Annotated in this window: 11 protein-coding genes; 3 read left to right on the plus strand and 8 right to left on the minus strand. The window is 46.8% G+C overall.

Going from position 1 to position 13,295, the window contains the following annotated elements; genetic code table 11:
- Positions 1-11 precede the first annotated feature (11 nt).
- From PGS38_RS10975 to PGS38_RS10995, 5 genes are all read right to left on the minus strand, one after another.
- Entirely contained in the window at positions 12-533 is a 522-nt protein-coding gene (locus PGS38_RS10975; protein ID WP_117804356.1) for a nitroreductase family protein, read from the minus strand.
- A gap of 78 nt (positions 534-611) precedes the next feature.
- Entirely contained in the window at positions 612-788 is a 177-nt protein-coding gene (locus PGS38_RS10980; RefSeq protein ID WP_226906373.1) for a DUF6472 family protein, read from the minus strand.
- A gap of 115 nt (positions 789-903) precedes the next feature.
- Complete coding sequence (locus PGS38_RS10985) at positions 904-2,106, minus strand: class I SAM-dependent rRNA methyltransferase (protein ID WP_118640210.1); 1,203 nt, start codon at positions 2,104-2,106, stop codon at positions 904-906.
- A gap of 136 nt (positions 2,107-2,242) precedes the next feature.
- Positions 2,243-3,130, minus strand: a complete 888-nt coding sequence (locus PGS38_RS10990) for a radical SAM protein (protein WP_118600587.1) — start codon at positions 3,128-3,130, stop codon at positions 2,243-2,245.
- Positions 3,131-3,240: 110 nt separating this feature from the next.
- Complete coding sequence (locus PGS38_RS10995) at positions 3,241-4,116, minus strand: methionyl aminopeptidase (protein ID WP_022461385.1); 876 nt, start codon at positions 4,114-4,116, stop codon at positions 3,241-3,243.
- Between the two features lie 371 nt (positions 4,117-4,487).
- Between PGS38_RS10995 and PGS38_RS11000 the strand changes: the two genes are divergently transcribed.
- Positions 4,488-4,916 (plus strand): hypothetical protein, encoded by a 429-nt coding sequence (locus tag PGS38_RS11000; RefSeq protein WP_022461386.1) that lies wholly within the window; start codon positions 4,488-4,490, stop codon positions 4,914-4,916.
- Between the two features lie 284 nt (positions 4,917-5,200).
- Positions 5,201-6,964 carry a Na/Pi cotransporter family protein gene (locus PGS38_RS11005; RefSeq protein ID WP_118640209.1) on the plus strand — a complete coding sequence of 588 codons (1,764 nt, stop codon included), beginning with the start codon at positions 5,201-5,203 and terminating at the stop codon, positions 6,962-6,964.
- Between the two features lie 221 nt (positions 6,965-7,185).
- Here the strand turns inward: PGS38_RS11005 and glgD are convergent, their stop codons facing one another.
- The 3 genes from glgD to PGS38_RS11020 all read right to left on the minus strand — a co-directional run bounded on the left by glgD (position 7,186) and on the right by PGS38_RS11020 (position 12,446).
- The gene (glgD, locus tag PGS38_RS11010; protein WP_055227642.1) at positions 7,186-8,328 is read right to left on the minus strand and encodes a glucose-1-phosphate adenylyltransferase subunit GlgD; all 1,143 of its coding nucleotides are present in this window, start codon (positions 8,326-8,328) and stop codon (positions 7,186-7,188) included.
- A complete protein-coding gene (locus PGS38_RS11015; protein ID WP_117509275.1) occupies positions 8,322-9,530 on the minus strand; it encodes a glucose-1-phosphate adenylyltransferase in 1,209 nt (402 codons plus the stop codon). The genes glgD and PGS38_RS11015 overlap by 7 nt, the downstream gene beginning before the upstream one ends.
- A 300-nt stretch (positions 9,531-9,830) precedes the next feature.
- On the minus strand, positions 9,831-12,446 hold the full coding sequence (locus PGS38_RS11020) for a glycoside hydrolase family 3 protein (protein ID WP_118640208.1): 2,616 nt from the start codon (positions 12,444-12,446) through the stop codon (positions 9,831-9,833).
- A 322-nt stretch (positions 12,447-12,768) separates the two neighbouring features.
- Here PGS38_RS11020 and PGS38_RS11025 point away from each other — a divergent pair, with 322 nt between their 5' ends.
- Entirely contained in the window at positions 12,769-13,173 is a 405-nt protein-coding gene (locus tag PGS38_RS11025) for an amino acid-binding protein (RefSeq protein ID WP_117801750.1), read from the plus strand.
- Positions 13,174-13,295: the final 122 nt, after the last annotated feature.

A 13,295-nucleotide genomic window follows, 5' to 3' on the forward strand; every position in this document is an offset into this window, starting at 1 on the left:
TTCGCAGATGATTATACTCTTACAATATAATCTGATTTTCTTTCTTTTGCCTCTGGGTACTCACAGTCGCGATAGCCGAGGATGCAGTGGCCGATTCCAACATAATTTTCGGAAAGTCCCCACTCTTTTAAGAGGGCTTTTCCCTCCGGGCTCGCGAACTCTTCTTTTGCACGATGGATCCAGCAGGAATCCACACCAACGGCATGTGCTGCCAGCATCAGATTTCCCATGACAAGAGAGCCGTCCTCCACATAAGTTCCGCGCTCCGGGTCAGCAAGCACGATCAGAACGGTCGGTGCGCCGTAGAACGGATCGGATGTTGTACCCATAACAGCCGCATTCATTCTCGAAAGCTTTGCAATCAGCTCCGGTTTCTGTACCACAACAATCACCGGCGACTGTTTTCCCATGCCGGTTGCCGCATACGTTCCGGCCTCCAGAATTGCATCGAGCTGCTCATCGGTAATCTGCTCCGCTTTGTATTTGCGGATGCTTCTTCTTGTTTTGATTGCATTTAATACTTCGTTGTTCATGGTAAAAATCCTCCTGTTCTTTTATATATGTATTTTATCGCAAACGCCGCAGCTTTGTATACCGGACGCATTGCCTGCCTACATCTGTTTCCGCACAATCCGATACTCGTCGCCGAGCTGGTAGTACGGACAGTTGTAAAATTTATCCTGCAGAAAACGTGCCATCTCATCCTCATCGAGATCCACCTCGCAGGTGTAGCACTCATAATCCTCATCATACACAAAATTACCGCACGACTCACAGCTTGTGGCCATCTGGCGGGAGTGCTTTTTCTTTTGTGCATGGGGTGTTGGTTCTATCATATGGCAATTCCTCCCATTTCTTACACTTTGCTTTTCCGTTTCGGCGCTTCCGGCAGAGGAAGAATTTCTATTTTTCATCCACAACCTGGAAGCTATAAAACTTCAGGTAATAGGACTCATCCGCCGCCCACAGAATTGGGTGATCCGGGGCCTGAGTGCGGTATTCTACCTGACGAAGGCGTTTGTGGACGTTGTGAGCCGCCTGGTTGATGGTTTTCGTGAAGAGTTCGTAGTCCATAAAGTGGGAACACGAACAGGTGCACAGATAGCCGCCGTCTTTGACCAGTTTCATGCCGCGCAGATTGATTTCACGATATCCCTTGATTGCGTTTTTGATAGAGTTTCTTGATTTTGTGAAGGCCGGCGGGTCAAGGATAACGACGTCGAATTTTTCTCCCTCTTTTTCAAGACGCGGCAACAGTTCAAAGACATCCTCGCACACGAAAGATGCTACGTTTTCCAGACCATTTAAGGCTGCGTTTTTCCGTGCCTGCTCTACACCGAGCTCTGATGCATCAACGCCGATAACTTCCTTTGCTCCTGCATATGCCGCATTCAGTGCAAACGACCCGGTATGGGTAAAGCAGTCGAGCACTCTCGCGTCCTTGCAGAGCTTCTGCACAGCCAGACGGTTGTATTTCTGATCCAGGAAGAAACCAGTTTTCTGGCCGTCCTTGACATCGACGAGATAGTGGACACCATTCTCGATGATTTCCACGCTGGTGTCAAACGGCTCGGAGAGAAATCCTTTCACACGCTCCATGCCCTCCTGCTCACGCACTTTTGCATCGCTTCGCTCAAACACGCCGCGGATCTTAACCCCGTCAGCTGCCAGAACCTCCTCCAACAGGCGGATGATCGTCATTTTCATTTTGTCGATACCAAGTGCCAGCGACTGAACGACCAGCACATCGGAGAATTTATCCACTACGAGTCCCGGCAGGAAGTCCGCCTCGCCAAAGATCAGGCGGCAGCTTGATGTGTCTGTCACTTTTTTGCGGTATTCCCAGGCATCCTGCACTCTTTTTCTCAAAAATGCTTCATCGATTTCCTGGTCGATATTTCTTGTCATCATACGGATGCGGATTTTGGAATGCTCGTTGATGAAACCTCGTCCCATCGGGTATCCGTCGAAGTCACGCACCAGTACGATATCTCCGTTTTCATATGCTCCTAAAATCGAAGCGATCTCATTATCAAAAATCCAGGCTCCGCCCTGCTTTAAGGCGCGGCCCTCTCCTTTTTTCAGTGTTACAACTGCGTTGCTCAAAAGTTTTTCCTCCTTAAAACAATATAGTTAGTCATATCTAATCATAGACAAATGTGTTTTGCTTGCATTCACAAAACCGCGCTTCCAGCGCTTTTTGCTGCTGCGTAGCTCCTTTTTGCACGAGTGAACTATAACGTCAGATTCCTCTTCCATCAAACTCCGGAATGAAACTCTCCTCAGCCACCGGGCCTTCCTGTAAAAAGGCGTTGGTGACGCCGAGGGAAAACGTATAGTCCAGCAGACGCTCATACTCCCGCTTTGTCGTTTTCCGGTTCAGCGGACTTATGTTTTCCACCTGCGGAAGCGGCGTGTACTGGCTCATGAGGCTCAGCCAGACGGTATCGCCGTACGTCTCATAGACGTATTTTACCACAGCTTTTGCATTTTTTACAGCACCGGGCAGCAATAAATGGCGCACAATCACACCTTTTTTCATCAGACCATTCTCATCGAATACAGCCCTGCCCGTCTGACGCACCATTTCCGCCAGCGCCCGTTTTGCTGTTTCCGGGTAATCTTCTGCCCGCGAGTACGCTTTTGCAAGCGAGGGAACCATATATTTAAAATCCGTCAGGTAAATATCGATCAGCCCATCAAGGGCCTGCAGGGCTTCCACGCTCTCATACCCACCGCAGTTATAGACAATCGGTACGGTAAGTCCCTTCTCTTTCGCCAGAAGAAGTGCTTCCCGGATCTGCAGCACGTAGTGGCTCGGCGTCACGAGATTGATGTTATTCGCATTCTGTGCCTGCAGCTCCAGAAAAATATCCGAAAGCCGCCCGATCGAAATCACTTTTCCGCTCTCCATCTCCGCAATATGATGGTTCTGACAGTAAACACACCGCAGATTACACCCGGAAAAGAAAACCGTCCCTGACCCCGTCGTCCCGGAAATACACGGCTCCTCCCAGAAATGCAGCGCCGCCCGCGCCGCCGCAACCCCGGAGGGCGCCTTACAATATCCCGTCTTTCCATGCTCCCGGTCCGCTCCGCACTTCCGCGGACAGACCCGGCACCGGCTCATCTCCTATTCCAAATCCTGCATCGTATTTCTCCCTTTTCTCTTTAGAAAAAAGCCGTGTCTCCGGAAAATAGTTCTTCCACAGACACAGCTTTCATATTTCTATGCGTCAATTAATATGCCAGAATTTCATATCCATCTTCTGTTACCGCAACCGTAACCTCCCACTGGGCTGACGGTGCGCCGTCCTCAGTGTAGACAGTCCAGTCGTTGTCGGAGTCGATGAAGATTTCATCGGTTCCGAGATTGATCATAGGCTCAATGGTGAATACCATGCCCGGTACGAGCAGCATTCCGGTATCTCGTCTTGTGACATAGCTGACGAACGGATCCTCGTGGAACTCCAGACCGACGCCATGGCCACCGATGTCACGGACAACTTTATAGCCCTGACTCTGGGCAAATTCATTGATCACCGCGCCGACATTGCCAAGCCGGTTAAACGGACGTACTTCGGAGAGTCCAAGCTGTACGGCTTTTAACGTATCTTCCACCAGCTTCTTTGAAACATCGTCTACCTCACCGATGCAAAACATACGGGAAGAGTCGGAAAAATATCCCTTATAAATAGTAGAAACATCGACGTTGATGATGTCTCCGTCCTGCAGAATTTCCTCCTCATTCGGAATTCCATGGCATACCGCATCGTTGATGGAAGTACACACACTCTTCGGAAATCCTTCATAATTCAGCGGTGCTGCAATTCCGCCGAGTTCTTTTGTCTTTTCTGCGACCAGACGGTCGATGTCTTCCGTACTCATGCCTGCATGAATGTTTTCGGCCACATAATCCAGAACTGCAATATTGACAAGACCGCTTTCACGAATTCCATCGATCTGATCAGGTCTTTTGATAATTTTCTTCGGCGGAATTTTCCATCCCTTTAATTTATAAGAATTGATTTTCTCATCCAGCGCCAGATGGCAGTCTTTGTACTTCTTCCCGCTGCCGCACCAGCAGGGATCATTTCTTCCAATTTTTTTCAGCATAATGTTCTATCCTCTTTCTGAACGCGGAACGACAGATCCGATTTTCTGTCTCCCGCTGAAATTCATATAACTCCTCTACTACTTTACCACACTCCGGCAAAACTGCAAGCAAAAGTTCCCAAATGAATAACTCTCTCAAAAGAGACCATCTGCCCAGATGACAGATCCCGTTTCTCCCAGAATCCCAATCGCCGACTCCGGCCCGTAATGCACCATATCTTTTGTGGTCAGCAAATGCCAGCCTCCTTTCCTGTCGCTGCCGAAATATGGATTCCAGGTAAAATTACAATTCAAATCAGGTATATTTGCCCCGATTTCCGGCAATACTTTTTCATGAAACCACCAAAGAAAGTAAGAAAGGAAGATGCACGATGAGTGGAGATGCAGAGCTTTTAAACTTTATTTACCAGAACTCCCAGATGGGTGTCGACACGATCCGGCAGCTCATTGGAGTCGTTGAGGACAAAGACTTAAAAGAACATCTGAAAACCCAGTTTCAGGGCTATGAGGAATTTCATCAAGCGGCAAAGGAGCTGCTGAATGAACACGGCTACGATGAAAAAGGCCTTGGCATAATGGAAAAAGCACGCACGTATTTTATGATAAACCTGCAGACTATGACGGATCCGTCCGTCTCACACATTGCCAGCATGCTGATTACCGGAAGCAGCATGGGCATCGTCGAGGCAATCCAGAAGTACCGCCAGTATGAGGACGCGGATCCCAAAATCCGGGATCTGATGGATAAGCTGCGAAAATTTGAAGAATACAACATGGAAAAGTTAAAAGATTTCTTATGAAAATCATATTCAGCCAAACTACCCGCATCTGCAGACACGCTCTAGTAGCAGCTTCTTTTAGATGCAAAGGAATCGAGAAACGATCCGGTACCGGCACAAAACAGTGCCGCACCGGATTTTGAGTTGTTTTGACCGTTTTACAAACTTTACATACATTTAACACAAAACTGTTTTTAGATGTGTTATCTTCTAAATGTAGGTTTTTTCTCGAGTAAGACCTGCAAAACGTGTATCTATTGTTAAAACCACGAAAAGAAAAAGAAAATTACGTAAAGGGAGAAATTATGGACATTTTTGGAGTGTTATCCTTTGTCGGTGGCCTTGCCATGTTCTTATACGGCATGAGTGCCATGGGCGATGGCCTGACCAAACTTTCCGGCGGTAAACTGGAATACCTGCTGGAAAAGCTGACCTCAAAGCGGATTATGGCAGTTCTTTTAGGTGCCGGTGTTACCGCAGTTATCCAGTCCTCTTCTGCAACTACTGTTATGGTTGTCGGATTCGTAAACTCCGGCATCATGAAGCTGAACCAGGCAGTCGGCATCATCATGGGCGCCAACATCGGTACCACCATCACTTCCTGGATCTTAAGTCTTACCGGCATTCAGGGCGACAATGTATTCATTAAAATGCTGAACCCGTCGTCCTTTTCCCCCATTCTTGCAATCATCGGCGTTTTTATGCTGATGCTGGCAAAGAGCGATAAAAAGAAAAATGTCGGTACTCTGTTAACCGGTTTTTCCATTCTGATGTTTGGTATGCACACCATGAGCAGCGCTGTATCACCGCTCGCAGATGTACCGGAATTCACGGGACTTCTCGTAAAATTCTCAATTCCGGTGCTCGGTGTTCTTGCCGGAACCATTCTGACCGCCGCGATCCAGAGTTCCTCTGCTTCTGTCGGTATTCTTCAGGCACTCTGCGCAACCGGTTCCGTCAGCTACGCCGTAGCGATCCCGATCATCATGGGACAGAATATCGGTACATGTATCACCGCATTGCTCTCCTCCATCGGTACAAGCCGCAATGCACGCCGTACCGCAATGGTTCACCTTTATTTTAATATCATCGGTACTGTTCTTTTCCTGGTTCTCTTCTATGGAATCAATGCCTTTGTACATTTTCCATTCCTGGAAACCTCGGCAAATGCAGCCGGCATCGCAATCGTTCACTCCGGCTTCAATATTTTCGCAACACTGATCCTGTTCCCGTTTGCAGACGGACTGGTCAAACTTGCGAAACTGACCATTCCGGACGGACCGGAAGAAAAAGCAGACGAAGCTGTTCAGATGCTCGATACCCGTTTCCTCGACAGCCCGGCTTTTGCTCTGCAGCAGTGTAAAGTTGCAGCCGCAAAAATGGCAGAACTGACCGAAACCGGTCTTGTTACTTCTGTTGACCTGATGGCCTCCTACAACGAGGCGGATGCGGAAAATGTAGATATTCTTGAGAAAAAGGTGGATCATTTTGAAGATGCCCTCGGCACATATCTGGTGAAGCTTTCCAGTGAAAAGCTTTCCCCGAAGGACAGCCAGACACTTTCCATGATCCTGCACTGCATCGGCGATTTCGAACGAATTTCCGATCACACCGTCAACATCATGAAAGCTGCAAGAGAAATGCATGACAAGAACCTGCAGTTCTCCGCTGACGGAGCCGCAGAGCTTGCTGTTTATGGAAAAGCAGTCAAAGATATTGTCAGCCTGACCTTCTCCGTTTTCAATAATGAAGATGTGAAAAAAGCAAATGAAGTGGAACCGCTCGAGCAGGTGATTGACAGCCTGAATTCCAGACTGAAGAATCACCACATCGAACGGCTCCAGAGTGGAAAATGCACGATCGAGCTTGGTTTTATCCTTTCCGATGTGATGACCGACTTCGAACGGATTTCCGACCACTGCTCCAACATTGCCGTCTGCGTCAGCCAGATCCACAGCGGATCGTTTGATACACACGAATATCTGCATGCGCTGAAGAAAGAAGAAGAGTTTGAGTCAGAGTACAAAGAACTGAAAAAACAGTATCAGCTGCCAACGCTGAAAGCCTAAAAACAGACTGTACTGTAACCATAAGCTGTACAACCGGGAATTTTTATGGTAAGAATCTTCCCTTCCTTAGGCTGTCACTGTTTTGTTTTATTACCATATCACAGATGCATTACTCAATCTACTATTTTTCTCTGAATTTTTCCAAAAAATACCGACTGCCCATCAATATTGATATATTCTACATTGGCAGTCGGTATTTCTATTTCATTCTATTCTTTTCTTTATACCACCTGATCCTTCGCAATAAATACCGGGAAGGAATCGGTTCCTTTGAGCTGTTTTCCCTCAGATACCGTAACGTATTTATCAGAAACAACGTACTCAATCTCAGCGCCTGCTTCAATCACGGTATCCTGCATCAGGATGCAGTTCTTTACTTTTGCTCCCTTGGCTACCTTGACACCACGGAACAAAATGCTGTTTTCGATTTCGCCTTCGATCACACAGCCGTCTGCTACCATCACGTTTTTCGCTTTTGATCCGTTGATATAACGGGTCGGATTGTCATCGCGGACTTTAGTATAGATCGGGTTTCCCAAGAAGAGGCTATCCAGATTTTCATCTTTTAAAAGCTTCATGTTCTCATCGAAATAGCTCTTCATATCATCAATTCTTGCCTGATAGCCGGTAAACTCATATCCCTGAATGTTCAGCTTCTCAGTTTGGGGTGCCAGGACATCACGCTCAAAGAATTTATTTCCAAGGACAAAGCCTTTTTTGATTTCGTCGATCAGAAGCTGACGCTCCATCACGTAGATATTCATCGATACATTCTGTACTCCGTTTTCCTCCGAGTTTACAAAGATCTTGCTGATCTTCTGTCCTGCCATGGAGAAGGTGTAGTGCAGATAATTGGTTTTCTCGTAAGAGCTTCTGACGCCTTCCGGAATCGGCTGCTTGGTATAAGCTGCAGTAACATCTGCGCCGCTTTCGATATGCTGATTCAGCATCTCTTTGAAATCAAAATTGCAGGCAATGTTGGTGTCCGCCATAACAACATATTTTTCTTTCTGCCATTTCAGGAAATCGAGAACATTTGCCAGTGCTTCCACTCTTCCGGAATACACCTGAATTTTCTTCTCGGAATAAGGCGGAACAATGTTTAAGCCGCCTTTTTTTCTGGCGAGATCCCACTCACGTCCGGAGCCGAGATGATCCATCAGCGAATGGTAATTTTTGCGGACGATAATGGATACATTTCCGATTCCGCAGTTTACCATGCTGGATAAAATAAAGTCCACCATGCGGTAACGGCTGGCAAAAGGAATGGAGGCCATCAGACGCTCGTTTACCAGATCCGGTACCTGCTCATCATAACTGTTTGGGAAAATGATGCCCAGTGCATCTGCATTTGCGTTTACCATTCTTCTTCACCATCCTTTACATTTGCATTTACCATTGCATTTGGTCCTACTTTGGCACGCTCACCGATATGGATTCCGGATCCGATGGTGGCAACACCTTTTTCACCGTCATGCGGCATTTCTCCTACCACGGCATTCTGGCCAATCACAACGTTTTCCGCAACGATACAGTGTTTCACGACTGCTCCGGATTCGATCACGGTTCCTCCCATGATAACGGCATCTTCTACTTCTGCGCCCTCTGCAACCTTTACACCGGAGAACAGAATCGAATGTTTGACATGACCTGCAATACGGCAGCCATCGGTGATCATACAGTTTTCCACAACAGCGGTTTCGGTGATCTTATGGCCTGTTTTTCCGCTGTTTCGGCTGTAAATCTTCCAGTTATTGTCAAACAGGTTGATTCCGCTGTGTTCCGGATCGAGGATTTCCATATTTGCCTCCCACAAAGAGGAGATGGTTCCTACATCTTTCCAGTATCCGCTGAAATGATAAGCGTACATATTGCGTCCGTCTTTTAAAAGATTCGGGATGATGTTGTTTCCGAAATCGTTCGAAGAATTCGGGTCTGCCTCGTCCTCAATCAGATATTTTTTCAGGATATCCCAGTTGAAAATGTAGATACCCATGGATGCCAGATTGGATTTCGGCTGTTTTGGTTTTTCCTGGAACTCGGTGATTTTGTCATTTTCATCTGCTACCATAAGTCCGAAACGGGATGCCTCCTCCCACGGCACTTCCATAACCGCAACGCTGAATTCTGCGCCCTTTTCCTTATGGAAGCGGAGGAAATCGCTGTAGTCCTGTTTGCAGATCTGGTCTCCGGAAAGGATGATGACGTACTCCGGATCGTAGCTCTCGATGAATGGAATGTTCTGGTAGATGGCATTTGCAGTTCCTTTATACCAGTCAGAACCTGAGGCTTTCTGATAAGGAGGCAGCACGTGAACACCTCCATGGAGGCGGTCCAGATCCCACGGCTGGCCGTTTCCTATGTACTCATTTAACACCATTGGCTGATACTGTGTCAGAATACCTACGGTATCAATTCCGGAATTTACGCAGTTAGAAAGTGGGAAATCGATGATTCTATATTTTCCGCCAAATGGAACTGCCGGTTTTGCAAGCTTCTCGGTCAGCGCATAAAGGCGAGATCCCTGACCTCCGGCAAGAAGCATTGCTATCATTTCTTTTGCCATAATCTATCCCCCTGTTTTAATAGATGCATTCATTATAACACACTATTTGCTCTATGGACAATCTTTTTGTGCATTTTTCACTATTTTTTATTTTTTTACCGATTTTATTCTGTATTTTTCTCCAGTTTTACAGTTCTTTCGTGAGCTTTTTACATTTTATGCCACCAAGCTGGGCTTGCAGATTGCGGAAATCGCTTATCTCTTGCAGTCACAGCCTTGCTCCTTTGACCGTACAAAAAGCAGCCCCGCAAAGCCTTATGGTAAAGGTCTGCGGGGCTGCTTCTATGTTTTTTTGATTTTTTATGCTTTTGTAACGGTAACTGCCTCTTCGAGATCGAACTGATCACCATATGGTTTGCAGTCATCATAGGCGAGGGACTGCAGAACAACATTCAGAATACGGTACGCACAGGTCTGAAGCTGTCCAAGCGGCAGAGTTCCGTCTGCAACAGATGCTACAATTTCCTGACGGTTTCCTTGCTGGCCAGGCATCTGCAGATCGTTTCCTGCAAGAACACACTCTCTTGAAGTGGAATGTCCGTATTTCAGGTTATATTTGTAAGCGAACAATCCGCTCATGTCCTCTGAGGTTCCCCAGTCGGTCATGACATAACCTGCGAAGCCCCACTCATCTCTTGCTGCTGCGGTCAGAAGGTCGTGGCTGTTGGCAGTATGTACACCGTTTACCAGGTTGTAGGAAGACATGATCGTCATCGGCTGTGCTGTCTTGACTGCGATTTCAAAGCCCTTCAGATAGATTTCACGCATTGCGCGCTCGCTGATGTGCTCATTGACGTACATACGGTTGTCTTCCTGGTTGTTGGCTGCAAAGTGCTTGATACTGGTTCCGATTCCGGCATGGGACTGGATTCCTCTGGTATCGGCTGCGGCGCACATACCTGCCACCAGCGGATCTTCCGAGTAGTACTCGAAATTTCTTCCGCAAAGCGGATTTCTGTGAATGTTCATGCCAGGTGCCAGCCATACAGAAATGTGGAATTCTTCCATCTCTTTTCCGACGATATCACCACATTTCCGGATCAGATCCATGTTCCACGATTGCGCAAGAAGCGCTGCTACCGGGATTGCGGTGCAGTACTGGAAATACTCCGTGCCGCCTTCCGGAACTTCGATTTCATTTTTGTTAAACGCATCTTCCAGAGGATTTCCGGAGGATACCATCTTTCCGTCTGCATCAACGACAAAGTGCGGAATCAGACGAAGACCGGCCGGACCGTCTGCAAGAATCGTATTGTAAATACCTCTGTCCTCCAGAAGAATGGAAGTTGTATCTCCCGCTGCTCCAGGCGCCATATCGGAAGAAGATCCGATAAAGCCTTCCTGTCCGAGGCCGTCTGCCGTACCATTGCAAACGGCAGCCATCTCTTCTACGGTCAGCTGCGATACGAGATCTTTTAACGTCGCTTTTCCGCTCTTTACATCTGCCGCAGTCAGCTTTTCTCCCTCATAAACCGGGAATGCTTCCGGTGTTCCACTGTAGATAACGGTCTCTGTCTTGATGCATTTACTACAAATCTCAATCTGTTTTGCAGCTGCTTTTTCTTCTGCCTCACCTTCATAGCTGTATGGTGTTACGCCTGCTTTGGAGAGTTCCTGTGGAGCGTCATCTGCCGGGAAAAGATTCTTTCCCTGAACCGTAACAACGGTCTCTTTGAGATTCAGGGCTGCTGCTACTTTCGTTGTTCTGGAGCTGTTGCCGACACGGATGTAATACGTTCCTGCCTCGAGTACCCATGCTGCTTTTTTCTCATCGTAGGAAGCCATAGATTTTGTCGGGAAGGAAATGGTAATCGTCTGGGACTCACCCGGCGAGAGCAGATCGGATTTTCCGAAGCCGCCAAGCTCCTGATACGGTTTCTCAATCGTGCCATCCGGTGCGGAATAGTAAACCTGTACGACTTCTTTTCCGGCGAATGTATCACCAATATTCTTTACGGATGCGGTAACGGTAACGTTCTTGGCATCTGCCTCCACGTCCCTTACTTCCGTCTCAAAATCAGTATAACCTTTGCCATAGCCGAAGCAGTAGTTCGGGGTTACGTTGAAGGTGTCAAAATAACGGTAGCCGACATAAATGCCGTCGCTGTAATACTCATCGTTGGTGTCACCGTTGTTGTGGCTGAAATTTTTTGAGGACGGATAGTCTTCATAGGAAGCAGCCCATGTATCAGTCAGCTTTCCGGATGGGATGCTCTTTCCGAGAACAACGTCTGCAACGATGTTTCCGGTTGCATTTCCGGCCTGTCCTGCAAGAAGAATTGCATTCAGTCCTTTGATTTTCTTTAACTCTGTGGTGTCTACAAGGTTCGCAATATTCAAAATTAAAACTGTTTTCTCATAATGCTCTGCCAGATAGGCAATGTCAGCGAGCTCGTTTTCGCCGAGCAGATAATCGCATGCTCTGTTATAGCGGTCTGCACCTTCACCGGAGTTTCTTGACAGAACATAGATAGCGGTATCGGTGTCCTCTTTTTCGGTAATTACCGGCACATCAGGCTGTGCAAATACTTCCGAGAACATAACAGCAAAAATCGGAACGTGAAGCTCCTCTGCTTTTTTTGCCAGCTCTGCCTGATATGCAGCCTGCGCATCTGCAAGCACTTTGTCATATTCATCGAGCCATTTACCAGTCAGAATTTCAAAGCCGGCCTCTTTTAAGCCCTGTTCGATCGTAACAACCGTTCTTGTGTTAACGTCTCCGGAACCGGTACCCCCTTTTACCGTGTGGCGGACGCCGTTACCATAAACTGCGACTTTTCCTGCACCGGCAAGCGGCAGGGTTCCGTCGTTTTCAAGAAGTGTCATGCACTCACCGGCCAGTTCACGTACCAGCGCGGAATGTTCTTTTTCTCTAGCAGATACTTCTCCTGTTTTTGATGCATAAAATGTTGCCATAATTCTAATACCTCCCAATAATAAATTCACATATAGCGCTTATATTGTAGCGCATTTTTCGTCATTATGCAAAAGTTTTTTCACCCGTTTTCTCATATTTTATTTGTATTTTGTGCATTTTCTCTTATTATCCGACTTTTCTGTCTTTTTTTCGCTCATTGATTTCTTTTTTTATTTCTTTATATTGATGCTTTTATTCTATTGATTTTCTGTAAACGATACGCTTTTTTACCTTTTTTTCGTCTTCTTTTACAAAATTCGTTGACGCGTTTGATTTTGGCAGTATAATGGAATCAGAGATCAATTTTAGGAGGCCCCCATTATGTTAAAACAACTTTCTATTTTCGCAGAAAATAAAAAAGGCACGATGCAGCAGATCACACAGATTCTGTTTGAAAACGACGTCAATATTTTAGGTTCTGTCAACAACGACAGCGCAGAGTACGGCATTGTCCGCATGGTCGTTTCCGATCCGGATAAAGCAGAGCAGGCGCTTCAGGCTGCCGGTTACATGACACGCCAGACGGATGTACTCGGTGTTGAAGTCGTCGATCAGCCGGGCAACTTAAATTCCCTTCTGAAAACACTGCTTGAGACAAATATCAGCATCGACTATATCTATCTCTCCTTCAACCGTGAGTCCGGCTGCCCGATCATGGTGTTCCATGTACCGGATGTGTACGAGACAGAAGCAAGCTTAAAGAGCAAAGGATATACCGTTCTTTAAAACTTTTGCACTATCCTTTTACGGTCTGATCATACCAGTTTCCGATCCGTTATGCTATAACCATTCTGACTTTCCGCTGTTGTTTCTTTGACTCTTGCAGCACAGTTAGAGCGTGTTTGAAA

This window comes from Fusicatenibacter saccharivorans, from assembly GCF_027667425.1.
GTDB lineage: Bacteria > Bacillota > Clostridia > Lachnospirales > Lachnospiraceae > Fusicatenibacter > Fusicatenibacter saccharivorans.

Coding starts and splice junctions, on each gene's coding strand:
- PGS38_RS10975 (WP_117804356.1), bottom strand. CDS start 533: ATGAACAACGAAGTATTAAATGCAATCAAAACAAGAAGAAGCATCCGC.
- PGS38_RS10980 (WP_226906373.1), bottom strand. CDS start 788: ATGGCCACAAGCTGTGAGTCGTGCGGTAATTTTGTGTATGATGAGGAT.
- PGS38_RS10990 (WP_118600587.1), bottom strand. CDS start 3,130: ATGAGCCGGTGCCGGGTCTGTCCGCGGAAGTGCGGAGCGGACCGGGAG.
- PGS38_RS10995 (WP_022461385.1), bottom strand. CDS start 4,116: ATGCTGAAAAAAATTGGAAGAAATGATCCCTGCTGGTGCGGCAGCGGG.
- PGS38_RS11000 (WP_022461386.1), top strand. CDS start 4,488: ATGAGTGGAGATGCAGAGCTTTTAAACTTTATTTACCAGAACTCCCAG.
- PGS38_RS11005 (WP_118640209.1), top strand. CDS start 5,201: ATGGACATTTTTGGAGTGTTATCCTTTGTCGGTGGCCTTGCCATGTTC.
- glgD (WP_055227642.1), bottom strand. CDS start 8,328: ATGGTAAACGCAAATGCAGATGCACTGGGCATCATTTTCCCAAACAGT.
- PGS38_RS11015 (WP_117509275.1), bottom strand. CDS start 9,530: ATGGCAAAAGAAATGATAGCAATGCTTCTTGCCGGAGGTCAGGGATCT.
- PGS38_RS11020 (WP_118640208.1), bottom strand. CDS start 12,446: ATGGCAACATTTTATGCATCAAAAACAGGAGAAGTATCTGCTAGAGAA.
- PGS38_RS11025 (WP_117801750.1), top strand. CDS start 12,769: ATGTTAAAACAACTTTCTATTTTCGCAGAAAATAAAAAAGGCACGATG.